A 22,541-nucleotide genomic window follows, 5' to 3' on the forward strand; every position below is an offset into this window, starting at 1 on the left:
TCTCTCGTTCTCCATCAGGATGTCTCTAGCAAGCCTCGTTCCGACCTGGCTTCGTCGAGAACGCGTGTGTTCACGCCCACGGTCAGCGTGTGCCGGCCGCCGCCGCGGATGACCCCGCGCAGCGGGGTCACGTCACCGAAATCGCGCCCCACGGCCACGCGCACGTGGCCGCTGCCAGGCACCAGGTCGTTGGTGGGGTCCAGGCACAACCAGCCCGCGCCCGGCCCGCTCGTGGGCACGCCCGGCGTGCCGGGGCACCACACCTGCACCCAGGCGTGCGAGGCATCGGCGCCCGTCATCAGCCGGCCGCCTTCGGGCTCGCGATCGGGCGCACGCGTGAGCAGGTAGCCGCTGACATAACGCACCGGCAGGCCCAGCATGCGCATGGCGCCGGCCATCAGGTGCGCGAAGTCCTGGCAGACACCGCGGCGCTGCTCCCACACCGCCGCGAGCGGGGTGTCGATGTCGGTGCTGCGGCTGCGGTACTCGAAGTCGGCGTGCACACGCTGCATCAGCTCGATGGCGGCTTCGGCCAGCGGGCGGCCAGGCTTGAAGCTCTCGGCGGCGTAGTCCTTCAAGGGCGCCAGGCGCGGCACGTAGGGCGACGGCAGCGCGAACTCGCCCGCTGGCTCGAAGGCCTTGCGCGCCACGTAGCGCAGGCGCTCGGCCAGCGTGTCCCAGGCCGGCGAGGCGGCCGTCTCCAGCGCCGTGAAACGCGGCTGCACCTGCACGACGCTGGTGGCCCGCACGCTCAGGCTGCGGTGCGGCTGCGCCAGGCTGAAGTGGTGCTCGGCGTTGCCCTGCGCATCGGTGCCGACATTCAGCGCGCCCGGGGCCGGTTCGACCGACAGGTCGAAGGCCAGCAGCTGCTGGTGGGCGTCGTTCAGCGGCTGCAGGTGCGCCAGGTGGTGGGCCAGCGACACCGGCGCGCTGTAGTCGTAGCGCGTGAGGTGCTCGATGTGCAGACGCATGCCCCGGCTCACACCCGTTGGTCGACGCCCTGCGCCAGCGTGAAGTAGCGCTCGCTCACGCGCTCGGCCAGCCGCGAAGCGGCACCGCCCAGCGTCTGCGCCAGCTGGCGCAGGCGGCGCGCGGTGTCGGCTTCGTCGGCTTCGCGCAGCTCGTCCAGCGTCAGGCCCGCACCCTCGGCCGGCAGCTGTGACAGCAGTTCGGCCAGCACCTCGGGCTCGCCCGGCAGCTTGCCGAGCTCGGTGCGCAGGCGGCGCAGCACGCCGGCGAAGGCGCGCGGGTTGGTGCTGTCCAGCACCAGCAGGTCGGTGAGCGCCAGCAGGTCTTCGTGGCGCTGGTAGCGGGCGCGGAAGGTGATCAGGCTGTCGAAGAGCTCCAGCAGCAATTCGGCGCCCTCGGCGGTGCCCAGGGCCTGCGCGTCGAGAAAGGCGCGCAAGCGCGTGGCCACGCCGATCAGGCGCTCGATCAGCCGGCCCACGGTCAGCAGGCGCCAGCCGTGGTCGCGCGTCATGCGGTCGGTCTGCGCGCCGGTCACGGCGGCCAGTTGCAGCGCCAGGCGGTCCAGCGCGGGCAGCACCTGGGCCAGGCCGGGCAGCTGGCCGCTCGCGGTTTCCAGCTCGCGCGCGAAGCCTTCGCGCATGGCCCGGATCACGCCCCAGTGTTCAGAGGACAAGCGCTCGCGCAGCGCCATCGAGGCGCGCTCCAGCGCCGCCAGGTTGTAGGCGATGCTGGTGGTGCCGTCCTTGCCGTAGGGGTCACCCAGGCCGGCAAGCACGGCGCGCTCGAACAGGTGCGCGCTCTGTGTGAGCGTGGGCACGCCGGGCGGGGCCAGGCCGGTCTGCACCGCCAGCGCCGACAGCACCTGGCGCACCGCCGGCGCGGCCTCGTTGTCGGCGTCCAGGAACATCAGCGTGGCGCGTGCCAGGCGCACCAGCTGCTCGGTGCGCTCGGTGTAGCGGCCCAGCCAAAACAGGTTTTCGCCGGTGCGGCTGCTCACGGGGCGGCGGCGCTGGGCGATGTCGTCGACCTCGAGCCGCTGCGGCAGCATGCTAAAGGCGTCGATGGGGCCCTCGGTCAGCACCCAGGTGTCGAGGCTGGTGCCGCCACGCTGCATGCTGACGCTGGCCTCTTCACGGCGGGCCACACGCGTCATGCCGCCGGGCAGCACATGCCAGCGGCCTTGCGCATCGGCCACGGCGTAGACACGCACCATGGCCGGGCGCGGCGCCACCACCCCGGCGCCCCAGATGGGTGCGCGAGAGAAGCGCAGCCGGCCCTGCACCGTCCAGGCGTCGGGGTCTTCATCCACCGCGGCGGCCTGCGCATCGCGCAGCTGCGAGGTGCGCCCGCCGCGCGGGAAGGTGCTGCGCACGAGCTTGTCGTCGAGCTGTTCGCGCACGTCGTTCCAGGCCGCCGCTTCGCCGCACCACCAGGTGGGCAGCGACGGCAGCAGCAGTTCCTGCCCGGTCAGCCGCCGCGCGATGGCGGGCAGGAAACCCTGCACCGCCGGTGATTCGAGGAAGGCACTGCCCAGGGCGTTGGCCATCACCACCGTGCCGGCCCGCGCGGCCTGCAGCAGGCCGGGCACGCCCAGGGTGCTGTCGGGGCGCAGTTCCAGCGGGTCGCACCAGTCGTCGTCCAGGCGGCGCATGAGGCCGTGCACGGGCTCCAGGCCTTCGACGGTCTTCAGGAACAGGCGGTCGCCGCGCACGGTGAGGTCGCCGCCTTCCACCAGCGGCAGGCCGAGGTAACGCGCCAGGTAGGCGTGCTCGAAATAGGTTTCGCTGTAGGGCCCGGGCGTGAGCAGCACCACGCGGGGCGTGTGGCCGTCGCCCAGGCGGCGCGCGACCTCGGCAGCGGCGGTTTCCAGCGTGTCGAGCAGGCGCCGGTAGCTGCTGGCGATGCGCTGCACGCGCAGTTCGCGGAAGGCCTCGGGGAACTGCCGCGCCACCACCATGCGGTTGTGCAGCACATAGCCCAGGCCCGAGGGGCCCTGTGTGCGCTGCGCCACCTGCCACCAGCGGCCGTCGGGCCCGCGCGCGAGGTCGAAGGCCACGATGAATAGGCGCAGGCCTTCCTCCCCCTCCACCCCGCCGGGCCCGGGCGGCGGTTTCACGCCCACCATCGGCCGCAGCCAGCCGGGGTGGCGCAGCAGCAGCGCCGGCGGCAGCAGGCCCTCGTGCAGCAGCCGCTGGCTGCCCGGGCCGGTGCCGTACAGGTCGGCCAGCATGCGCTGCAGCAGGTCGGCCCGCTGCGCCACGCCGGCTTCGATGTGGGCCCAGTCGGCCGGCTCGATGAGCAACGGCAGCAGTTCCAGGCTCCACGGGCGAGAGGCCGCAGCCACGGCCGGGTCGTCGCTGAAGACGTTGTGCGTGACACCGTCCTGGCGGATGCGCTGCGCCACCTGGCCGACGCGGCGGTCGAGGTCGTCGGCCAGGTCGCCTTCGCTCGTGCCCGGCAGTGCGCGGGCAAAGGCGTCCCAGGCGGGCCGCAGGGTGCCGTCGGGCTGGCGCAGTTCGTCCCAGACGCCGCTGTCGGCCGGCAGGGTGCGGCTGCCCAGCGTGTGCACGCCGGCCGCCCCGGCGCCGGGCGCGGCCTCGAAAGGCAGCGAGCCCTGCGACGCGGTCTGCGCCAGGCCCGGCTGCGGGCTCTGGCTCTGGCTCTGGCTCTGGCTGGACGGCATGCGCGCTAGGCTACACGGCGGGGGCGTGGGGCCGGCACGGGCTAGACCCGCAGGTCGAGCGTGAAGGGATGCTCCAGGCTCGGCGCAGCGGGCTGCACGTCCATGCGGCCGGGCGTGTGGCCAAAACGGAAGAAGCGCGCCAGCCGGCGGCTCTCAGCCTCGTAGGCGTTCACCGGGAAGGCGTCGTGATTGCGCCCGCCCGGGTGGGCCACGTGGTAGCGGCAGCCGCCCAGGCTGCGGTGCTGCCAGCTGTCGACGATGTCGAAGGTGAGCGGCGCGTGCACCTTGATCGTCGGGTGCAGCGCCGAAGGCGGCTGCCAGGCCCGGTAGCGCACGCCGCAGACGTACTCGCCCACGCGCCCGGTGGGCTGCAGCGGCAGCGCGCGGCCGTTGACGGTGACGACGTGGCGGTTGCCGTTCAGGCCCGTGGCCTTGACCTCCAGCCGCTCCAGCGACGAATCGACATAACGCACCGTGCCGCCGGCCGAGCCTTCTTCACCCATCACGTGCCAGGGCTCCAGTGCGTTGCGCAGCGTCAGCGCCATGCCCATCACCTTGACGTCGCCGATGAGCGGGAAGCGGAAGGCGAAGTGCGGCGCGAACCAGGCGCTGTCGAAGGCGAAACCGGCGGCGTTCAGGTCGGCCATCACGTCGTCGAAGTCCATCTGCACGAAGCTCGGCAGCAGGAAGCGATCGTGCAGGCCGGTGCCCCAGCGCGTCAGGCGCGTGGCGCCGCGGCCGCGGTAGGGCTCGCGCCAGAACCACGCCAGCAGCGCGCGCAGCAAGAGCTGCTGCGCCAGGCTCATGCGCGCATGCGGCGGCATCTCGAAGGCGCGCAGTTCCAGCAGGCCCAGGCGGCCGGTGGGACCGTCGGGGCTGTAGAGCTTGTCGATGCAGAACTCGCTGCGGTGGGTGTTGCCGGTCACGTCCACCAGCAGGTTGCGCAGCGTGCGGTCGACGATCCAGGGTGGCACGTTGCCGTACAGGCCCAGCTGCCGCTCCAGCTCGTTCAACCCGATCTCCACCTCGTACACCTGGTCGCCACGCGCCTCGTCGAAACGCGGCGCCTGGCTGGTGGGGCCGATGAACATGCCGCTGAACAGGTAGCTCAGCGCCGGGTGGTTGTGCCAGTAGGTGATGAGGCTGGCCAGCACGTCGGGCCGGCGCAGGAAGGGGCTGTCGGCCGGCGTGGCGCCGCCCAGCACGAAGTGGTTGCCGCCACCGGTGCCGGTGTGGCGGCCATCCAGCATGAACTTCTCGGTGGACAGGCGCGTCTGGTGCGCGGCCTCGTACAGGAACTCGGTGTGGTCGACGAGTTCGGCCCAATCGTGCGCCGGGTGGATGTTGACCTCGATGACGCCCGGGTCGGGCGTGACGGCCAGGGTCTTGAGGCGGGCGTCGCGCGGCGGGCCGTAGCCCTCGATGACGATCTTCATGCCCGTCTCGGCGCAGGTGGCCTCGATGGCGGCCAGCAGTTCGAGGTAGTCCTCCAGGAAGCGCAGGGGCGGCATGAAGAGGTAGAGCACGCCGGCCTTGCCGCCGTGTTCGCGCTCGGCCTTGGGGCCGTTGCCGCGCTGGGGGTCGCGCACCTCGACGCACAGCGCGGTGCGGATCAGCTCGCCGGCCGACTCGAAGCGCGAGGGCACCGCCATCGGGTCGCGGCTGAAGGCATAGGCCGGGCTGTGTTCGGTGGCCATGCGGCCTTCACCGGGGCGGCCGCCGGCGGCGGCTTCGGGGCCCTGCGGTCCGGCGTCGGCGTGGAAGCCCTCGGCATCCAGGCCGCCCTCGGCGCCCTCCAGGCCGCTGGGGGTGCTGGCCGACCCGGTGGCGTGCTGCCGGCGCAAGGCCGCGGCCGGCGGCAGCGCGGCGGGCGTGGCGAACGGGTCTTGCAGCATCGGGAAGGGCCGGTCGTCCTTGGCGGCCCAGGCCTGCGAATCGAGCGGCAGGCGGAAGCCCATCGGCGAATCACCCGGGATCAGGTACATGCGGTCGTCGCGCAGGAACCAGGGGCCGGTTTTCCAGGCCGGGCCCGCCAGGCCCACGTGCCACTCCCGGCTGAGCGGCAGCACGTGCCCCACCACGGCCTTCAGCCCCTGGTTGAAGACGCGGTGCAGGCGCGCGCGCTCCATCTCGTCGTCGAGCCGGGCGTCGAAGGGGTCGACGTTCACCGGCAGCCGGCGCTCGCGCCAGAGGTAGTAGTAGGTGTCTTCGAACGCCGGCTGCACGAACTTCGTGTCCAGGCCCAGGCGGCGCGTCAGCGTGTGGAGGAAGGTCTCGGCATCGGCCGCGGTGTAGCGGTGCGGCTCGCGCTCGTCGGCGAACCACGAAGGGTCGTGCCAGCAGGGCTGGCCGTCGGCACGCCAGCAGATGCTCAGCGCCCAGCGCGGCAGTTGCTCGCCGGGGTACCACTTGCCCTGGCCGAAGTGCAGGAAGGCGCCTTGGCCGTACTTCTCGCGCAGGCGGTGCACCAGCTCGGTGGCCAGGCCGCGCTTGGTCGGGCCCAGGGCGTCGGTGTTCCACTCGGGCGCGTCGCGGTCGGCCACGGCCACGAAGGTGGGCTCGCCGCCCATGGTCAGGCGCACGTCCTGCGCGGCCAGCTGGGCGTCCACCGCATGGCCCAGCTGCTCGATGGCCGCCCACTGGTCTTCGGTGTAGGGCTTGGTCACGCGCGGCGATTCGTGGATGCGCGTGACCTCCATGTGGTGGCTGAACTCGACCTCGCACTCGTCCACCGCGCCGCTGACGGGCGCGGCCGTGCTGGGCTCGGGCGTGCAGGCCACGGGGATGTGGCCTTCGCCAGCCAGCAGGCCACTGGTGGGGTCCAGGCCGATCCAGCCGGCGCCGGGCAGGAAGACCTCACACCAGGCGTGCAGGTCGGTGAAGTCGGTCTCGGCGCCGCTGGGGCCGTCGAGCGCCTTCACGTCGGGCTTGAGCTGGATGAGGTAGCCCGAGACGAAACGCGCCGCCAGGCCCAGGTGGCGCAGCGTCTGCACCAGCAGCCAGCCGGTGTCGCGGCAGGAACCGCTGCCGTTGGTCAGCGTGACCTCGGGCGTCTGCACGCCCGGCTCCATGCGGATGAGGTAGCTGATGTCGTTCTGCAGCCGCTGGTTGATGCCCACCAGGAAATCGATGGTGCGCTGCTTCTCCAGCGACACGCTTTCCACGAACGCCTTGAACTTGGGCGTGAGCTCGCCCTTGGCCAGGTAGGGCAGCAGGTCGGCCTGCGTCTCGGGGCTGTAGGCGAAGGGGAAGTTCTCGGCCTCGGGCTCGAGGAAGAAGTCAAACGGGTTGAGCACCGACATCTCGGCCACGAGATCGACCGTGACCTTGAACTCGCGCGTCTTTTCCGGGAAGACCAGCCGCGCCAGGTGGTTGGCAAAGGGGTCCTGCATCCAGTTGATGAAGTGGTTCGCCGGCTCCACGCGCAGCGAGTAGCTCAGGATGCGCGTGCGGCAGTGCGGGGCCGGGCGCAGGCGCACCACCTGCGGCGAGAGCGAGACGCGGCGGTCGTAGCGGTAGTGCGTGACGTGGTTCAGCGCGACATGGATGGACACGGGCAGAGGCTCCTGGGCCAGGGTACGGGGGGCGAGACCCCGTGCTGCTTGCAAGCGGCGGGCCACCTCGTGGCGCCGGGGGTGGCCAGGCGCCTCATGGGCGGCCGGCCGGCGGCGCCGGGTGCGGCGCCGCAGAGCCATGATGCCAGTAACGCCTGCCCATCTGCCGCTGGCAGTGCCCGCTGCCGTCGGCGGCCTGCACGTAGGCGCCGCAGCGGTCGCTGCGCAGCGGCTGCACGCCCAGCGCCTCGTAGCGCGCCATCACGGCGGGCGCCGGGTGGCCGTAGCGGCTGCGGTAGGCCGCCTGCACCACGGCCTGTGCCGGCCGCACGGCCTGCAGGAAGGCGGGCGTGGACGAGGTCTTGCTGCCATGGTGCGGCACCAGCAGCAGCCGGCTGGCCAGCGCAGCGCCGTGCTGCTGCACCAGGGCGGCTTCCTGCGCGGCTTCGATGTCGCCGGTCAGCAGCGCGCTGGGCGGCGGCCCGCCGCCGAGGCCCGGGGCCGTGGCCTGCACCCGCAGCACGCAGCTCAGCGTGTTGGGCTTGCCGCGGCGCTCGGCCGCCAGCGCTTCGGCAGGCGGGTGCAGCACGTCGAACTGCACGCCGTCCCACACCCAGCGTTGGCCGGCGTTGCAGGCGCTGTGCGGGACCTGGCGCGCGGCTGCGTTGGCCAGCAGCGGGTGGCCGTTTTCCAGCGAGGAAGCCAGCGCCCGCACCGGCAGGCCGTCCAGCAGGGCGGCGGCACCGCCGGTGTGGTCGGTGTCGCGGTGGCTGAGCATCAACAGACTGATGTGGCGCTCACCCCGCGCGCGCAGCAGCGGCAGCAGCACGCGGCTGCCGGCATCGGCCTCGGGCGTGTAGGCCGGGCCGGCGTCGTAGACCAGCAAGTGCCGCTGCGTGCGCACCAGCACCGCCGTGCCCTGGCCGACGTCGGCCGCCACCAGCTCGAACTGCCCCGGCCCGGGGCGCGGCACCGGCGGCCACAGCAAGGGCAGCAGCAGGGGCAGCGCCAGCCAGCGCCACCGCGGCGGCAGCGGCAGCACCGCCAGCGCGCCGGCCAGCAGCCCGCAGGCCAGGGCCCAGAGCGGCGCGGCGGCGGTCTGCCACAGCGCCCAGGGCCAGGCGGCCATCGCGTGCAGCAGCACCATCAGGCCTTCCACAAAAGCCGCGGCCAGGCTCCACAGCGGCGGCAGCAGCACGCCCGCCATCGCCAGCGGCACCACGAGCAGCGTGACGAGCGGGATGGCCACCAGGTTGGCCGCAAAACCCACCAGCGAAAGCTGCTGGAAGAACACCAGCGTCAGGGGCGCCAGGCCCACCGTGGCCACGGCTTGCGTGCGCAGGCCGCCGCGCAGCGCCTGCAGGGCGGCAGCGCGCCAACCGGCGGCCGTCGCTTCTGGCGCGGCCTGTGCCGGCTCAGAAGCCACCAGCAAGGCCACCGCCACGAAGCTGAGCCAGAAGCCCGGCTGCAGCAGCGCCCAGGGGTCGCCCATCGCCACCGCCAGCGCCACGGCCAGCAGCACCGCGTGCAGCGGCCAGCGCGCACCGACCGTGCGCAGCAGCACCACCACGGCGATCATGCCCACCGTGCGCTGCGCAGGCACGCCCCAGCCGGCCAACAAGGCGTAGGCCAGCGCGCACACCAAGCCGCCCCAACGTGCCGCCTGCGGCGCCGGCAGCCACAGCGGCGCGCGGGCCGAGCGCCGCCACAGCCAGCCGATGACGGTGCCGGCCAGCCACGCGAACATGGTCACGTGCAAGCCCGAGATCGACATGAGGTGGGCCACGCCCGTGAGGCGGAAGACCTCCCAGTCCTCGCGCGCGATGTGGAGGGCTACAAAAGAGTCGAAACCTAGACGAGAGTCGGGTCGTTTGAGCCCCTATGACAAGAGAGTCAAATCGCCGGCCGGGTTCCAGGGTGCAGATTTGCCAGCGCCCAACAAAAGAAGCGGAACCACAGCATCCTCCAAGACTGCGAAATGTCTGAAAAACTCTAGGCGCACCAACGACTTGCACGCGGCGCCAACGCAGGCGTCAGGCGCATCCTCCGATGCGGACGCTGGCGCCGCACTTCGTAAACCTGATGCCACACATGCCACAGAGGTACTCCAGCAAGTGGGGCGTTGCCATCACCGACGTGCTCGATCCAGGAGCTCTTCAACCCGGTCAGACGTCAGCCTGCTTTTGCTAGGCCGATGGACCGTGTGGCCGTCCACCGCAGAGCCGACCTGACAAGTGTTGTCACGAAGGCTCCCAAGCGATAGGCGCAGCCCCCTCAGACGAGATGGCATGACAAGTTCAGATCAACTGCGAAGGCGCATTGCGGGAGCCGCAAAGAAGATGCCCTACGGCCGCGGTGACGTCTTGAATCGAGGGGAACCGCTCGATAGGTGTTCGCCAACCTGACTCCAGCGCCTGTTTCCAGTAGACGCGGAGCTCTTGATGCAGAACCTCTGGACTGCTGAACACCAACCCCTGATACGCACCAGCCACACCAGCAAGTCGTTGCGCGAACAAGACCACGTGCTCTCTGGGAGTGTGTATCTGCCGCCACGTCAGACAGTCGCGATGCACTATCTCGCGCAGTGCGGCAGCCAGTTCAGCCGAACCTGGCTGATTGAGCTGACGTGCCGCAAGCGCGGCCTGGATGTGCCTGCACTCCAAGCGCACGAACTTGATTTCCCGAACTCGCTCCTCGTGTTTGAGGATCAAATAGCCCCGTGTATAGGCAAGTCGAGTCGAATCTCCAAGACAAAAGACTTCACCAAGAACAGCTTGTAGTCTCACGTTGCACCCTCACAAGAGAAACGGATGCAGCAGGAAACCTGCCACCCAGCCCTCGTGGTAGCGCGATGGACTCTAGGTCACTTGCGACACCATCGCAGGTTCTCGCAAGTTCAGAGTGCTCGGACTAGGCTGGGAGATGGGACATGAAACTCTTGCTCGAAGAATGTCAATAAACGCAGAGAGTCTTTACGCCACGAAGATCAACTTCAAGAACCGTCGGCAGCCGCTCACTCACGTGGCCACAAATTGAAGTCGATAGCCCAACACTAAGGTCGCACTCATTCGGCGCAAGCGGACTTGCGGGGACTCGGATCGTACTCCACTTTCGCCGCTATCGCTTACTTGCGGCCAAAAGCCAGAGCAAGACTGACGACACTTATCAAGCACTAGACGGGCAAACCTTAAATCAATCCCGCCAGTCTTATTGGTTAAGCACTTCAAGAACACCCTTTACGACCTACCGAACAAATTGCGAAAGCAATGGCTTCACATCAGAATGAAGCTACGGTCAGCTGTCGACGATGTGCTTTTCGGTTGCAAAGCAAGGCGACTCGAACCGACGTAATCGCACACGCAGGCCCATGCAAGTAAGTTGTCAGCGACACCTTCAACGTCTCGCGATCGGCGTCGCCGAGCACAAGTCGCGGGCAGACTGATCGGACATTGTTCGTGAGCACTCAGACCGACCCACTCTCAGCCACTCCCAGCTGGACCTTCTTTGACCCAACTCGATTGCACATTAGCCAGCGTAGAGAGAAGCCGATCGGAATGCGAGTGCACGACCCGAACTCTGACAACAGTCGGGTTCTGCAGCTTCACTCTCTTGAGATCTTTCGCTGGCTGGGGTTAGCAGTACCGCACGTCATCTGGTGGCTGACCGACGAAAGGCAGAAGCCCAACCTTGTTGCCATCACGGAGCTTGAGTCAGGCGTGGCTTACGTCGTGCCCTTTGGTGGCCGAACTCACTTTAGGTGTAGGCGCTCTGGCGAACCCTTTCGCCCCGACACGTCTGCAGATGCAACCGGTCTTTGCGCGACGCTCTTCTCGTTGCATGCCTTTCACACTCGGCTGCTGCACAAAAGGGTAGAGCTGGCCGTCGAGGCAAGTGTGATGGCAAGCCAGCTGTCTGCGTTCGTGAGGCAACATCCGGAACGCGACCAGATCTACCAATTGCTGAGGGAGTAGATGCCGGCCTCCGGGTCAAGCGGACATGTGTCCCGACCTCCTTGCGTCCAGATCCATTACGTGAAGTTCGACTCTGACTCCCCTACCGCAGCATCAAGGCCCGTACCATAGGTGAAAGAGGTCCACCTTGACCCACGTGAGCCGCAGCGCTCGCGTGGCATTGGTGACGCCCGATCGCTACGGAGTGCCATTCAAGGCTGATGAAGCGTTCGGGCCGTTGCGGCTCTGGATGAATCACAGATCGACAACATCGTGCCTGTGCGCGGCGACGCAACGAACAGTGTGAGGCGCGACTGGCGCGGGCTCGAGTCTTACCCCAACGCCCCATCTTTCAGTTGATGCGCCGCGCGGTGCACCTCCTTGCCAGGCGCAGCAGCTGCCGCCAGCGCAGCTTCGACCACTACCCAGGGCAGCCGCTCCTGTTCGAGCCTTGGCTTCAACCCCCACCGCCCAGACCGTAGGCCCTCGAGCAGCTCAACCTCCTCTGCTGTCAAGTGCTCCTGCCCCGTCTCAACCGCTTGAACAGATTCGTGCACTGCCAGTTCCTTGAACTCAACCAACGTCTCAATGTCCATCAGAACCGACCTCAAGCCCGGCAAGGCCGCCCTGGCTGAGTTCAAGATGACCAACCCATGGGTATCAATGTCACCCCAGTAGAGTGCGGGGACGCCCTGCGCCCAACCCACCCGGCCAAGCACTCCTACCGCCTTACCAAGGCCCGCAAAGGCGACGCAGCCAGGCATGTCGCCAAGCGCCGTGGCGCAAGCGTGGTTCTCCACCACCAAAATGCGCTTTGGCGCCAAGCCAAGCTGCACGACGTCCTCCATGGGAGCTTCAAAGTCGCGCAGCCCACCCACCGATCGCCTGAGTTCGGGACACAGCACCAGCACGCGCACGCGGTGCGCTAGGCGCCTAAGCCCAGTGACCTCGAAGAAGTCACCAGCTTGCTCCGTACCGGCAACCAGGCTCAAGAGCTCAGCGACCAAACCCTGGCGCTTCTCCAGCCACTTTGTGTCGACCCCCACGATCGGGAGCTGTCGGATGTACAGGTTGGAAGCCGGATTGGCCTCAAGCCACCTCAAGACCGCGACGAGTCGCTCGAAGTCGCTGTCGGCATAGTCGGCCAGAACATCAAAGTAGCGCCCGAGCCTGACATTGGTCGCAAGGCCTGGCCAGACCGCCAGCATTGCCTCGCGCCTGGCAACAGCCTTCGCCCACCGCTTGTCTTGCCCGCAAAGCGCCGCGACCTCCCCGGGGCTGCCAAGCAAGAGCCTTGCTGGCAGGTCCTGGCTCCCAAGGCGCGCCCACTTCCTGGGCTCAAACTCCACTGCGCCGGGCCCCGCCCACTGCCGCCAGGCCTGTGCCCAGCCCTGCACCGCGGTGAGGTCAGCCATCACTTCCGCCTCAGTCGGTGCTCCCAGGCTGATGGCAAGCGGCCACTCGCCGCCACACGGGCCTTGCTCCCCATCGGTACCTCACTCCTGGGACTAGACAAGGGGCCTTGGAGGCCAGACGGAAGGATCCTTTACAGCGCCACTGCAGCGGAGGGCGACATCCCTTCAGAGGGCACGGAATGCACCGATACCTACAGGAGACAAACCTCTTGCTGGGAACAGCCCTCTGTCCATGCCCAACCTTATCGAAGCCGTCGGACTCTCCTTTACTGGCCGCCCCGTCACCCGCGCAACCGATGGTGTGCTCAAGCCCCTTGGTCGCGAGGTTCGCCACGGTACGCTTTACGTCGGCGAGACGACCTGCCTTGGCAAGCGACTCTTCGATGAGCGCGTCGTAGTTCGTCGTCCAGTAGGTCTGTATCGGCAATGAAGCCAGCAGCTCATGATTTACTGAGAGCTTTGCGCGCTTGTTGAACTCGATGATCAGCGCCTGATTGAGCTGGTGGCGGCCACGTCGCTCGTTCACATGGAACTGTGCGAGCGTGACCAGATCCGTTTCCTTTGCCACGTCGAGGCCAAGGTCACGTGCAATGCCCTTAAGCAGCGTCCGCCAGTCGACCATCCCGGTCGGAATCGATAGCCCTGCACCAGCGAATACGGCAGCCGTCTGATCGCGTAGTGCGGCGACATATGCGTCGACGAAAGAGTCAAGATCAGTTGTGCTCATGGGTGCTATGCCCCTTGTTTTGCGCGATCCCTTGTAGCCCGTACTGATGCTTCGATCTAGGATCAAGTCTGGCCCTGCGACGCGTTTCATCCCCCGATACCATGCCCGACGCCGTGAGGGCGAGCCGACTTATCTGGCGTTGATCAGTAGCAGGTTCTTCCGCCGACGCTCTTCGTTGGCGTCGACCGTGAACGGCTGCGCCTCCAGCGCAGCGACATAGTGCGGTGGCAATGCATGCTCGTGGGCACCGGCGACGACGAGAGCCTTGTACCAGTCGTAGGGAAGGTATGCCACATCCGTGCGCGTCGCGACATAGGCCTGGGCTGTCAGCGTCGCGCCCCCCAGCATGACGCTGATCTTGCGATCTCCATAGCCGTTACCCAGGCCTTCGGACTTGTCCAGCGAGTCCTTCTGCGCGGATTCGATCGCGAAGACAACGCCCCAGACGCAAGCGCCTGATGTTGCGTCCTCCACCACGTCGCACTTGCCCGAACCATCCACGCTGACTTTATGCCAGTGCAGCGAGAACCCGGGCAGGCAGGCCGTGCCCACGGGCCGCGCGGAGGAGACACGCTCGCGCAGCCGAGCCGTCAGCATGTTCGAGCCGTAGGCGAAGCTCAGAAACGTCACCGCTTCATCCATGCCCATCCTCTACCGCCCCGCTCGGCGGAGTTGATCCGAATCGCGCCGCGTGCGATGCCGACACGGCCGCCATCACATCGTCAAGCAGCGTCTGGACCTCGGACGCCGTGATGCGAACCTCGCGGCCATGCCGGTCATGGCTCTGTGAGCGCTCCAAGTACTTGCGGTCCACGACGCCGAGGTTGTGTGTGATCGGATGGCGCTTCTCGAACGCTTCGCCGAGGCGATCCCATTCGACACCAGGAGGAAGATCGATGCCGAGCACATCGGGGAGCAGTTCCTTCGTCCTCGCGATGTTCTGGTAGCCGTTACCCAGCTTGCGAAGCCGCGCCTCGACCTCTTCCTCGGAAGCACCCGTCGAAGCCAGCCGGCGTCGGCTCAAGGCCTTCATCGCCGCTTCGAACAGCGAGACGGCATCCTCCAAGCAGTTCTCAAGGTCTTTTGCAGCAACGCGGGGCCCAAGTGTTTCTCGTCTGCGCTCCATGTCGCCCACCATGCTTCGCGTTACCGCGAGTTCGGCCTGCACATGGGTCAGGAAGATGTCCTCTCCACAGTCAGAACACCAGGTGGCGAGTCCAAACACCGTGTGGTCGAGCGCGCAGTGCGGGCAAACCACATCGCGCCTCACCTCATCCTCGTAGGGGCGGCGGACGCTGGGCAAAGCACCTGGCTTGTAAGTCATCGTCATCGACAGCATCCCGCCGCCGAACGTGCGCTTGCCGCTTCGCCCGATGCCAAGCGCATCCTTGACGATGCCATCGAGTCCCTTGTGGGCCTCTCGCACAGCTAGGTCCTTGGCATAGCGGACCTGTTCGCGCGTTGCGAAGTCATTGGGCGCGGAATCATGGCGGCAGTAGGGACAGTACGCGACAGCCATACCCGCGAGCCCTGTCCCCGGACGCACCTTGAAGTAGGCCGGCGAGCAGCCCGACCTCGGACATTCCCGCGCTATCCGGCCGTCCTGGTCGGGGGGCAGCGAAATGTTCATCCGGTACTGGTGATTGCCGAGATCCTGGATGCCCAGCGGCCCACCCGGTCGAAAGAGTTTGCGCGTCATTGCGCCGCGCACGCTATCAGCCGGGCGAGCGTTTGGGATCAGCAGAGCCTGGATAGGTACGCTCTTCCTGAATCGTGCCGTCTAGCTTGCGGATCTGAACCGATCCTCCGCCAGTACCCACGGTCTTCTCCAGCACGCCGCCCTTGATGGCCTCAGTCTTGGTGTCGAACGATCGAACGACGTGCTTGGCGCCATTACGCAATTGCCAGGCGTCCCGCGCCTTGTCGTAGCCGAGCGTGAATTTGGGTAGCTTCGCCATCGCAATTCCTTGTTGACGTTCGGGAGCACAGCACACGCGCCTTGCCGAGGCGTCGGACACGAATTCAAGGCGACACTGTTATTGTATCCAGTGCAAGATGCGGCGTGTCAAGCGACCCGCGCAGGAACGCGGGGTCCGCGGTGCACAACCTAGTACTGCTGCCAAACGCGCAGCCCGCGGTCGCCAAACCCAACGACCGCTTGGTGGCAGTAAGCCTGAGTTCGCACGCCGGCGGCCAACGACAGCAACCGCTGCAACTCCGCCGCTGGTCGTCGCAAGCCGATGTTCAGCACTGCGCCGACACTTCGAGATCACCTGAGGGCAAACCTGCCGTCGAACCTACTCCAGGCCTTCTCGAGGCAAGGCCTTGAGCTGGCGGCATGTGGTCATATCGCCTTTGTCGTTCTCTTGCGTGCCTACCGCCGAGGCGGACGTAGGCTTTGCAGTGCAGGCGGCGAGGAAGCTGGCTAGCGGCCGTGTGCTTGTTGCTTTAAGTAGCGCCTGAGGCGGAACCGCGCCTCGACGCACGACTCCTAGACATTCAGGGTGACCGAGCAGCGAGGGACCTGCAATTCTCGGGGGTCGTTCTCGAGGTGAGGTTGGGGAACCACTAGGCCGCAATCGTTGGATTTGCTGTGCTCGCTTCTTCCCAGCATTCGCCTTTGCGATCAAGAGGTTAGCGCGCCCTCTACACGACTCTTTTGTTGGCACGATTGGTTCCGAGAAGCCAAATCCTGCAGACCAAGGAACCTGACACTTTTGGCGAGCCATGGCGGTAAGCAGTGTTGGTTGCGGGGTTTTCCCTCGTAGGCGGGCGAGGTCGACAAGGTTCCAACTCTTTTGGGCGCCTCCAGATGGCGGCCTGGTCGCCGATCAACAAAGCCGCCAGCACATCGGCCGCTGCGCCCTCGCCCACCTGGCGCTGCAGCGCGTCGCGCAGCGCCTGGCGCGCACGCTGCACGGGGGCGCCGGCGGCCTCCGCCAGCTTCTCGGGCGGGCTCTCGGGCCGCGCTCGAACATAGCCGCTGGCGCCCAGGCCGCGCTCGAACATCCACAGCTCCAGGTCGAAGCCGTGCGGGTTCACCGCGCCGTGCGGTTGGCGCAGCCGCAGCGTGAGGCGCCAGCGCTGGCCGGCGCGCAGCGGTTCTTCGGGGCCGGCGAGCAGGCTGTCTTCGTCGAAGCCGCGGTACCAGCCCAGCGACAGGCGCTCGGGCACACGCACCGGCGCGCCGCGCAGCGTGGCAGCTTCGGGCTCGAAGACGAAGCGCGTGCCCTGCAGGCCGTGGCGCGGCAGGTCGGCGATGAGGCCGGTGACCTGCAGGTCCACGCCTTCCAGCGCGGCCGGCAGGCGGTCTTGCAGCTTCAGCTGCGCGCGCGCTGCGGTGCTGGCGTAGCCCAGCGTGGCCGCAGACAGCAACAGCAGCGCCAGCAGCGCCCACGGCCCACCGGCGCGAGGCGGCCGCATGCTTTGCCAGCGCCAGCCCCACAGCACCGCAACGCCCACCACCGCGGCCACAACGAATGTCCCGGCCAGGGCCGCGAACCCAGGCAAGGCCGCCTGCTGCAACTGCAGCAGCACCCCGCCGAGCAGCCCCCAGGCCAGCGCCGCGGCCGGTGCCGCCCAGCCCAGCGGGGCGATGGCGGCAGGCCGGGTTTGCATGCGGGCCAGTGTAGGATTCCGCGGCCCCGCACAGGCCCCCCAGAGGGGCTCCCTCTCGCGTTGGCACCCTCACCCGCAGCACCGCGCGGCGGCACGCAGCACACCCCTTTTTCCCGCCGGAGACCCGCATGAGCACCCCCATCGCCGAACGCCTGCAAGCCCTGGGCATCACGCTGCCGCCCGTGGCCGTGCCCGCCGCGGCCTACGTGCCTTTCGTGCGCACCGGCTCGCTGGTCTTCCTGTCGGGCCACATCGCCAAGCGCGACGGCAAGCCCTGGGTCGGCCAGCTCGGCACCGACATGGACACCGAGACCGCCAAGGCCGCCGCGCGCGCCGTGGCCATCGACCTGCTGGGCACGCTGCAGGCCGCAGTGGGCGATCTCTCGAAGGTCAAGCGCATCGTCAAGCTGCTGAGCCTGGTGAACAGCGCGCCCACCTACACCGAGCACCACCTCGTCACCAACGGCGCCAGCGAGCTGATCGGCCAGGTCTGCGGCGCCGAGATCGGCGCGCACGCGCGCAGCGCCTTCGGCGTGGCACAGCTGCCCATGGGCGCCTGCGTGGAGATCGAGCTCATCGCCGAGATCGAGTGAGGCTGGCGATGCGCGGTTCGGGCGTGGGTTCGCATTCGCGCGGCGGCATTTCGGCGCGCGTGTGGTGCGCGCTGGCGGTGCTGCTGTCGCTGGGCGCCGTGGGCGCCGCGCTCTTCACGCAGTATGCGTGGGACATGCAACCCTGCGCCTGGTGCGTGCTGCAGCGCGTGGTCTTCGTCGCCATCGCGCTGGTGGCACTGCCGGGCGTCTTCGTGCGCAACCCGTGGATGCGCTGGCTGGGCGGTGGTGCGATGGCCTTGCTGGCCATCGCCGGTGCCACCGCCGCGCTGTGGCAGCACTTCGTGGCGGCGCAGAGCGCCTCTTGCGCCATGACCTTGGCCGACCGCTGGATGCGCGCTTCAGGCCTGGACGAACTGGCGCCGCAGCTCTTTGCCGCCTACGCCAGCTGCGCCGATGCGAAGGTGAACCTCCTCGGCGTGCCTTACGAGTTCTACAGCCTGGCGCTGTTTGCGCTGCTGGCCTTCGTGGCGCTGCGCGTGATGCGCGCGCGCCGCTGACACGGCTAGCCCGGGCGGGCCAGCCTCCCCTGAAGCGGCCGGGCCCACCGCGGGGCCCGGGCCGGCAGCGGCCTCAGGCCGCCACCACCTTCAGCACCTTCTGGAAAGCCGCCACCGCGCGGCCCTTGCGCGCGCGCTTGCCGATGTGATCGGCCAGCGCCGACCACTTGAAGACCTCTTCCTTGGGCTTCTGCCCGCGCCCCAGGCCCAGCACCTTCAGCGCATCGGCCAACGTGGCAATGCTCACCAGCGGCGTTTTCGCGTCCACGTCCATCAGCGTCAGGCCGCGGCCACCGCCGGGCTGCAGCTTGAGTTCGTCCAGGCCGTAGACCAGCAGCCGGCCGTCGGCCGCCAGGCAAGCCACCTGCTTGTGCGCGGCGGCCACGGGCACCGGCGGCAGCAGTTGGTCGCCGGCCTCCAACGTGAGGAAAGCCTTGCCGCCGCGGTTGCGGCCCACCATGTCGCCGGCCAGCGCCAGCAGGCCGTAGCCGCCGCTGTTGGCCAGCAGCAGCTTGGTGGCAGCAGCGCCCGCGAAGTAGTGGGTGATCTGTGAACCCGCTTCCAGGTCGATGAGCGTGGTGATGGGCACGCCGTCGCCGCGCCCGCCCGGCAGCAGGCTCACCGCCACGCTGTACACACGCCCGTTGCTGCCGAAGACCAGCAGCACGTCCACCGTGCGGGCTTGGAAGGTGGCGTAGAGCCCATCGCCCGGCTTGAAGGCCAGCGTGCTGGCGTCCACCTCGTGACCCTTGAGCGCACGCACCCAGCCCTTGGTGCTGACGACCACCGTCACCGGCTCGTCCACCACCTTCACCTCGGCCACGGCCTTCTTCTCTTCCTGCACCAGCGTGCGGCGGTCGTCGCCGTGGGCCTTGGCGTCGGCTTCGATCTCCTTGATCACCACACGCTTGAGGGCGCTGGGGTTGCCGAGGATGTCTTCGAGCTTGCCTTGCTGTTCGCGCAGTTCCTTCAGCTCCTGCTCGATCTTGATGGCCTCCAGCCGCGCCAGTTGGCGCAGCCGGATTTCGAGGATGTCTTCGGCCTGGCGGTCGCTCAAGCGGAAACGTTCGATCAGCGCCGGCTTAGGCTCGTCGCTGTTGCGGATGATGCGGATCACCTCGTCGATGTTCAGCAGCACCGCCTGCCGGCCCTCGAGGATGTGGATGCGGTCCAGCACCTTGGCCAGGCGGTGGCGCGTGCGGCGCTCCACCGTGCCGAGGCGGAACGCGATCCACTCGGTGAGGATCTTGCGCAGCCCCTTCTGCACCGGGCGGCCGTCCAGGCCCACCATGGTCAGGTTCATGGGCACGCTGCTTTCCAGGCTGGTGTGCGCCAGCAGCGTGGTGATGAGCTCGGCCTGCTCCACCGTGCGGCTCTTGGGCTCGAAGACCAGGCGCACCGGGGCGTCTTTGCTGCTCTCGTCGCGCACCGTGTCCAGCACGCTCAGCACCGCGGCCTTGAGCTGCAGTTGCTCGGGCGCCAGCGCCTTCTTGCCGGTCTTGACCTTGGGGTTGGTCAGTTCCTCGATCTCTTCCAGCACCTTCTGCGCGCTGGTCTGCGGCGGCAGCTCGGTCACCACCAGCTGCCACTGGCCGCGCGCCAGGTCTTCGATGATCCAGCGGGCGCGCACCTTCAGGCTGCCGCGGCCGCCCGCGTAGGCGTCACGGATGTCGGCGGCGCTGCTGATGATCTGGCCGCCGCCCGGGAAATCGGGCGCGGGCAGCAACGCGAAGAGTTCGTCGTCGCTGAGCTTCTCGTCCTTGATCAGCGCGATGCTGGCCGCGGCCACCTCGCGCAGGTTGTGGCTGGGCACCTCGGTGGCCAGGCCCACGGCGATGCCGCTGGCGCCGTTCAGCAGCACGAAGGGCAGGCGTGCCGGCAGCTGCTTCGGCTCTTCGGTGCTGCCGTCGTAGTTGGGCTGGAAATCGATGGTGCCTTCGTCGATCTCGTCCAGCAGCAGGCGCGCGATGGGGCTCAGGCGCGCCTCGGTGTAGCGCATGGCCGCGGCGCCGTCGCCATCGCGGCTGCCAAAGTTGCCCTGGCCGTCGATCAGCGGGTAGCGCTGGCTGAAGTTCTGCGCCATGCGCACCAGCGCGTCGTAGGCCGCGGTGTCGCCGTGCGGGTGGTAGCGGCCCAGCACATCGCCCACCACACGCGCGCTCTTCACGGGCTTGGCACCGCCGCTGCCGGTGTAGGCCAGGCCCATGCGGAACATCGAGTACAGGATGCGCCGCTGCACCGGCTTGTTGCCGTCGCACACATCGGGCAGCGCGCGGCCCTTCACCACGCTCAGCGCGTACTCGAGGTAGGCGCGTTCGGCGTAGTCGGCCAGGGCCAGGGCGTCCGCCGGATCGGCGGGCTGGGAAAACAGATCGTCAGGCATCGGCAGGCGCCGCTGGGGCGCGTCTCACTCGGGCGAAACGCGCATTTTCGCCTGCGCGCCGCGGCCCTGCCGGGCCCGCCCTGTCAGCGCTGGCCGGCGATCTCGCGGAAGAAGGCCTCGGTGCCCGGCTTGCGGCCGAGGAAAGCCTCCACCATGGCCTGCGGCGGCACCTCGCCGCCACGCGACAGGATGAGCTCGCGGTAGCGCCGGCCCACGGCCGGGTCCATGAGCCGGCCCTGGAAGGCCGAGAGCATGTCCAGCGCCATCACCTCCGACCACAGGTAGCCGTAGTAGCCCGCGCCGTAACCGCCCATCAGGTGGCCGAAGCCGGCCGGGAAGCGCGTGCCTTCCACGTAGCCCAGCGGCAGGCTCTTCTCCAACGCCACCCAGGTGGCCAGGGCTGGTTTCGGCGTGCCGGTGTGCAGGGCCATGTCGTAGCTGGCGTATTGCCACTGGCGGCTGTAGCGCATGGCGCGCCCGAAGGTGCGGGCGCGGTCCAGCTGCTGCAACTGCTCGGCGCTCAGGCGCGGGCAGTCCTTGCACACCTCGGCCAGCACGGCCAGGGTCTCGGGGCGGCGCGCCCATTCCTCGAACATCTGCGAGGGCGCCTCGACGAAATCGCGCTTCACCGAGGTGCCGGCCTGGTCGGCATAACGTGTCTGCGAGAACACGCCGTGCAGCACGTGGCCGAACTCGTGCAGCAAGGTTTCCAGCTCGTTGTGGTCCAGGCCCTGGCGGTTGAAGTTGGTCACCAGCACCGAGGCAGGCCGCAACTTGGCGAGGCTGGAACCGGGCACCACACCGAAGGCCGCCGCGTGGTTGTACTTGCCCTCGCGCGGGAAGAGATCGAGGTAGACGCTGCCCACGAAGGTCTTGCCGTCGGCTTCGAAGACGTCGTAGTAGCGCACCTCGGGGTGCCACACCGGCACCTTCGCGGCGACGAAACGCACGCCGTACAGGCGCTCGGCCAGGCGGATGGCGAAGGCCACCGAAGCGTCGGTGGGGAAGTAGGCCCGCAGCTTCTCCTGATCGACGGCGTAGCGCGAACGCTTCAGCCGCTCTTGCAGGAAGCTGGTGTCCCAGCGCTGCACCTGCACCTGCTCCAGCGGCAGGCCCAGTTGCGCGGCCTTCTCGGCGCGCAGTTCGGCCAGTTCGCGCAGTTCACCCGCATCCAAGGCCTTGCGCACGCCTTGCAGAAAGTCTTCCACCGCCTGCGGCGTCTGCGCCATGCGGCGCTTGAGCACCATGGTGGCGTAGTCGGGCTGGCCGTGCAGTTGCGCGAGTTCGTGGCGAAGCTTGAGCGCGCGGTCCAGGCGCTGCAGGTTGGCCTCGCCGCCCTGGTTCTGGAACATCGTCCACAGCTTGCGGCGCGCTTCTTCGTTGCTGGCGTTGGTGAGGAAGGGCACCACGGTCGGGTAGTCCATGCCCAGCACCAGGCGGCCCTCGGCGTCGCGCTTGCGCTCCTTCAGCCAGGCCTCGGGCAGGCCGGCGGCTTCGGCCACGGTGATCGTCACGGTGCTCGGGTCTTCGTTGACGGCCTTCTGGAAAGCCAGGCCCAGCACCTCCAGCTCGTCGCTGATGGCCTTGGCGCGGGCGCGCTTGTCGGCCGGCAGCGAGGCGCCGCTGTCTTCGAAGTTCTCGAGCAGCTCTTCGCGGTAACGCGCATCCACGGCATCGGCCGGCTGCAGCGCCTGCACGCGGCGGTACAGCGGCACGCTCTGGTAGAGCTCGGTGCTCAGCGGGCTGAGCTTCTCCACGCAGGCCTGCGCCGCATCGCGCACGGTCTTGCTGGGCGAGACGTTGGCCAGCAGGTAGACCGGGTTGCCGAAACTCGCGCTGCGCAGTTGCAGGCGGTTGAAGTCGGCCAGCAGGCGCGCGGGGTCGCGGCCCTTTTCCATCGCGGCGATGGCCGTGCGCGTGGCCTTCAGCTCGGCCGTGCAGCGGCGCGTGATGGTGGGCGCGTCGTACAAGGCCACCAGCGAGCGGCCGGCCGGGGCCGGCGCCGGGCTTTGGGCTTGGGCCAGGGTGGGCAGCAGCAAAGCCGGGGCGCTGCACAGCAGCGGCCAGAGGGAGCGCAAGCGGGGTGAAGTGTTCATGGTGGGGCGCGCCGGGCGGGCCGGCGTAATGAGAC

General features: G+C 68.4%; 16 protein-coding genes. 3 read left to right on the plus strand and 13 right to left on the minus strand.

The window, feature by feature from the left end:
- Window positions 1-14 precede the first annotated feature (14 nt).
- From EOE66_RS05195 to EOE66_RS05215, 5 genes are all read right to left on the minus strand, one after another.
- Complete coding sequence (locus EOE66_RS05195) at window positions 15-971, minus strand: transglutaminase family protein (RefSeq protein ID WP_128227626.1); 957 nt, start codon at window positions 969-971, stop codon at window positions 15-17.
- Between the two features lie 8 nt (window positions 972-979).
- The gene (locus EOE66_RS05200; protein WP_128227627.1) at window positions 980-3,652 is read right to left on the minus strand and encodes a circularly permuted type 2 ATP-grasp protein; all 2,673 of its coding nucleotides are present in this window, start codon (window positions 3,650-3,652) and stop codon (window positions 980-982) included.
- 41 nt (window positions 3,653-3,693) lie between these two features.
- A complete protein-coding gene (locus EOE66_RS05205) occupies window positions 3,694-7,206 on the minus strand; it encodes a transglutaminase family protein (RefSeq protein WP_128227628.1) in 3,513 nt (1,170 codons plus the stop codon).
- A 94-nt stretch (window positions 7,207-7,300) separates the two neighbouring features.
- Window positions 7,301-9,031 carry a DNA internalization-related competence protein ComEC/Rec2 gene (locus EOE66_RS05210; protein ID WP_128227629.1) on the minus strand — a complete coding sequence of 577 codons (1,731 nt, stop codon included), beginning with the start codon at window positions 9,029-9,031 and terminating at the stop codon, window positions 7,301-7,303.
- A gap of 472 nt (window positions 9,032-9,503) precedes the next feature.
- Window positions 9,504-9,917 (minus strand): hypothetical protein, encoded by a 414-nt coding sequence (locus EOE66_RS05215; protein WP_128227630.1) that lies wholly within the window; start codon window positions 9,915-9,917, stop codon window positions 9,504-9,506.
- Between the two features lie 843 nt (window positions 9,918-10,760).
- On the opposite strand from EOE66_RS05215, the gene EOE66_RS22445 reads away from it, so the two are divergent.
- Window positions 10,761-11,177 (plus strand): antirestriction protein, encoded by a 417-nt coding sequence (locus EOE66_RS22445; RefSeq protein ID WP_375137465.1) that lies wholly within the window; start codon window positions 10,761-10,763, stop codon window positions 11,175-11,177.
- Between the two features lie 311 nt (window positions 11,178-11,488).
- On the opposite strand, the gene EOE66_RS05225 is transcribed toward EOE66_RS22445, so the two are convergent.
- The 6 genes from EOE66_RS05225 to EOE66_RS05250 form a co-directional block, all read right to left on the minus strand.
- Window positions 11,489-12,571, minus strand: coding sequence for a DUF3322 domain-containing protein (locus EOE66_RS05225; RefSeq protein WP_128227632.1), 1,083 nt, complete (start codon window positions 12,569-12,571; stop codon window positions 11,489-11,491).
- A 10-nt stretch (window positions 12,572-12,581) separates the two neighbouring features.
- Window positions 12,582-13,298, minus strand: coding sequence for an SIR2 family protein (locus EOE66_RS05230; RefSeq protein ID WP_128227633.1), 717 nt, complete (start codon window positions 13,296-13,298; stop codon window positions 12,582-12,584).
- Window positions 13,299-13,427: 129 nt separating this feature from the next.
- Window positions 13,428-13,940 carry a gamma-glutamylcyclotransferase family protein gene (locus EOE66_RS05235; protein ID WP_164885006.1) on the minus strand — a complete coding sequence of 171 codons (513 nt, stop codon included), beginning with the start codon at window positions 13,938-13,940 and terminating at the stop codon, window positions 13,428-13,430.
- Entirely contained in the window at window positions 13,933-14,997 is a 1,065-nt protein-coding gene (locus EOE66_RS05240; RefSeq protein ID WP_128227635.1) for a hypothetical protein, read from the minus strand. The genes EOE66_RS05235 and EOE66_RS05240 overlap by 8 nt, the downstream gene beginning before the upstream one ends.
- A gap of 16 nt (window positions 14,998-15,013) precedes the next feature.
- Window positions 15,014-15,256 (minus strand): DUF2188 domain-containing protein, encoded by a 243-nt coding sequence (locus EOE66_RS05245; RefSeq protein ID WP_128227636.1) that lies wholly within the window; start codon window positions 15,254-15,256, stop codon window positions 15,014-15,016.
- 688 nt (window positions 15,257-15,944) lie between these two features.
- The gene (locus tag EOE66_RS05250) at window positions 15,945-16,916 is read right to left on the minus strand and encodes a ComEC/Rec2 family competence protein (protein WP_128227637.1); all 972 of its coding nucleotides are present in this window, start codon (window positions 16,914-16,916) and stop codon (window positions 15,945-15,947) included.
- Between the two features lie 128 nt (window positions 16,917-17,044).
- Between EOE66_RS05250 and EOE66_RS05255 the strand changes: the two genes are divergently transcribed.
- Window positions 17,045-17,509, plus strand: a complete 465-nt coding sequence (locus tag EOE66_RS05255) for a RidA family protein (protein ID WP_128227638.1) — start codon at window positions 17,045-17,047, stop codon at window positions 17,507-17,509.
- Between the two features lie 8 nt (window positions 17,510-17,517).
- The gene (locus EOE66_RS05260; protein WP_128227639.1) at window positions 17,518-18,027 is read left to right on the plus strand and encodes a disulfide bond formation protein B; all 510 of its coding nucleotides are present in this window, start codon (window positions 17,518-17,520) and stop codon (window positions 18,025-18,027) included.
- Between the two features lie 73 nt (window positions 18,028-18,100).
- On the opposite strand, the gene parC is transcribed toward EOE66_RS05260, so the two are convergent.
- A complete protein-coding gene (gene parC, locus EOE66_RS05265) occupies window positions 18,101-20,410 on the minus strand; it encodes a DNA topoisomerase IV subunit A (RefSeq protein WP_128227640.1) in 2,310 nt (769 codons plus the stop codon).
- 83 nt (window positions 20,411-20,493) lie between these two features.
- Window positions 20,494-22,506, minus strand: a complete 2,013-nt coding sequence (locus tag EOE66_RS05270) for a M3 family metallopeptidase (protein ID WP_164885007.1) — start codon at window positions 22,504-22,506, stop codon at window positions 20,494-20,496.
- Between the last annotated feature and the right edge of the window lie 35 nt (window positions 22,507-22,541).

This window comes from Rubrivivax rivuli (genome assembly GCF_004016505.1).
Lineage (GTDB): Bacteria > Pseudomonadota > Gammaproteobacteria > Burkholderiales > Burkholderiaceae_C > Rubrivivax > Rubrivivax rivuli.

Bases quoted from the DNA above. Each gene is read 5' to 3' on its own strand.
- EOE66_RS05270 (WP_164885007.1), bottom strand. From the start codon at position 22,506: ATGAACACTTCACCCCGCTTGCGCTCCCTCTGGCCGCTGCTGTGCAGC.
- EOE66_RS05195 (WP_128227626.1), bottom strand. From the start codon at position 971: ATGCGTCTGCACATCGAGCACCTCACGCGCTACGACTACAGCGCGCCG.
- EOE66_RS05235 (WP_164885006.1), bottom strand. From the start codon at position 13,940: ATGGATGAAGCGGTGACGTTTCTGAGCTTCGCCTACGGCTCGAACATG.
- EOE66_RS05255 (WP_128227638.1), top strand. From the start codon at position 17,045: ATGAGCACCCCCATCGCCGAACGCCTGCAAGCCCTGGGCATCACGCTG.
- EOE66_RS05200 (WP_128227627.1), bottom strand. From the start codon at position 3,652: ATGCCGTCCAGCCAGAGCCAGAGCCAGAGCCAGAGCCCGCAGCCGGGC.
- EOE66_RS05260 (WP_128227639.1), top strand. From the start codon at position 17,518: ATGCGCGGTTCGGGCGTGGGTTCGCATTCGCGCGGCGGCATTTCGGCG.
- EOE66_RS05240 (WP_128227635.1), bottom strand. From the start codon at position 14,997: ATGACGCGCAAACTCTTTCGACCGGGTGGGCCGCTGGGCATCCAGGAT.
- EOE66_RS05230 (WP_128227633.1), bottom strand. From the start codon at position 13,298: ATGAGCACAACTGATCTTGACTCTTTCGTCGACGCATATGTCGCCGCA.
- EOE66_RS05225 (WP_128227632.1), bottom strand. From the start codon at position 12,571: ATGGCTGACCTCACCGCGGTGCAGGGCTGGGCACAGGCCTGGCGGCAG.
- EOE66_RS22445 (WP_375137465.1), top strand. From the start codon at position 10,761: ATGCGAGTGCACGACCCGAACTCTGACAACAGTCGGGTTCTGCAGCTT.
- parC (WP_128227640.1), bottom strand. From the start codon at position 20,410: ATGCCTGACGATCTGTTTTCCCAGCCCGCCGATCCGGCGGACGCCCTG.
- EOE66_RS05250 (WP_128227637.1), bottom strand. From the start codon at position 16,916: ATGCAAACCCGGCCTGCCGCCATCGCCCCGCTGGGCTGGGCGGCACCG.
- EOE66_RS05245 (WP_128227636.1), bottom strand. From the start codon at position 15,256: ATGGCGAAGCTACCCAAATTCACGCTCGGCTACGACAAGGCGCGGGAC.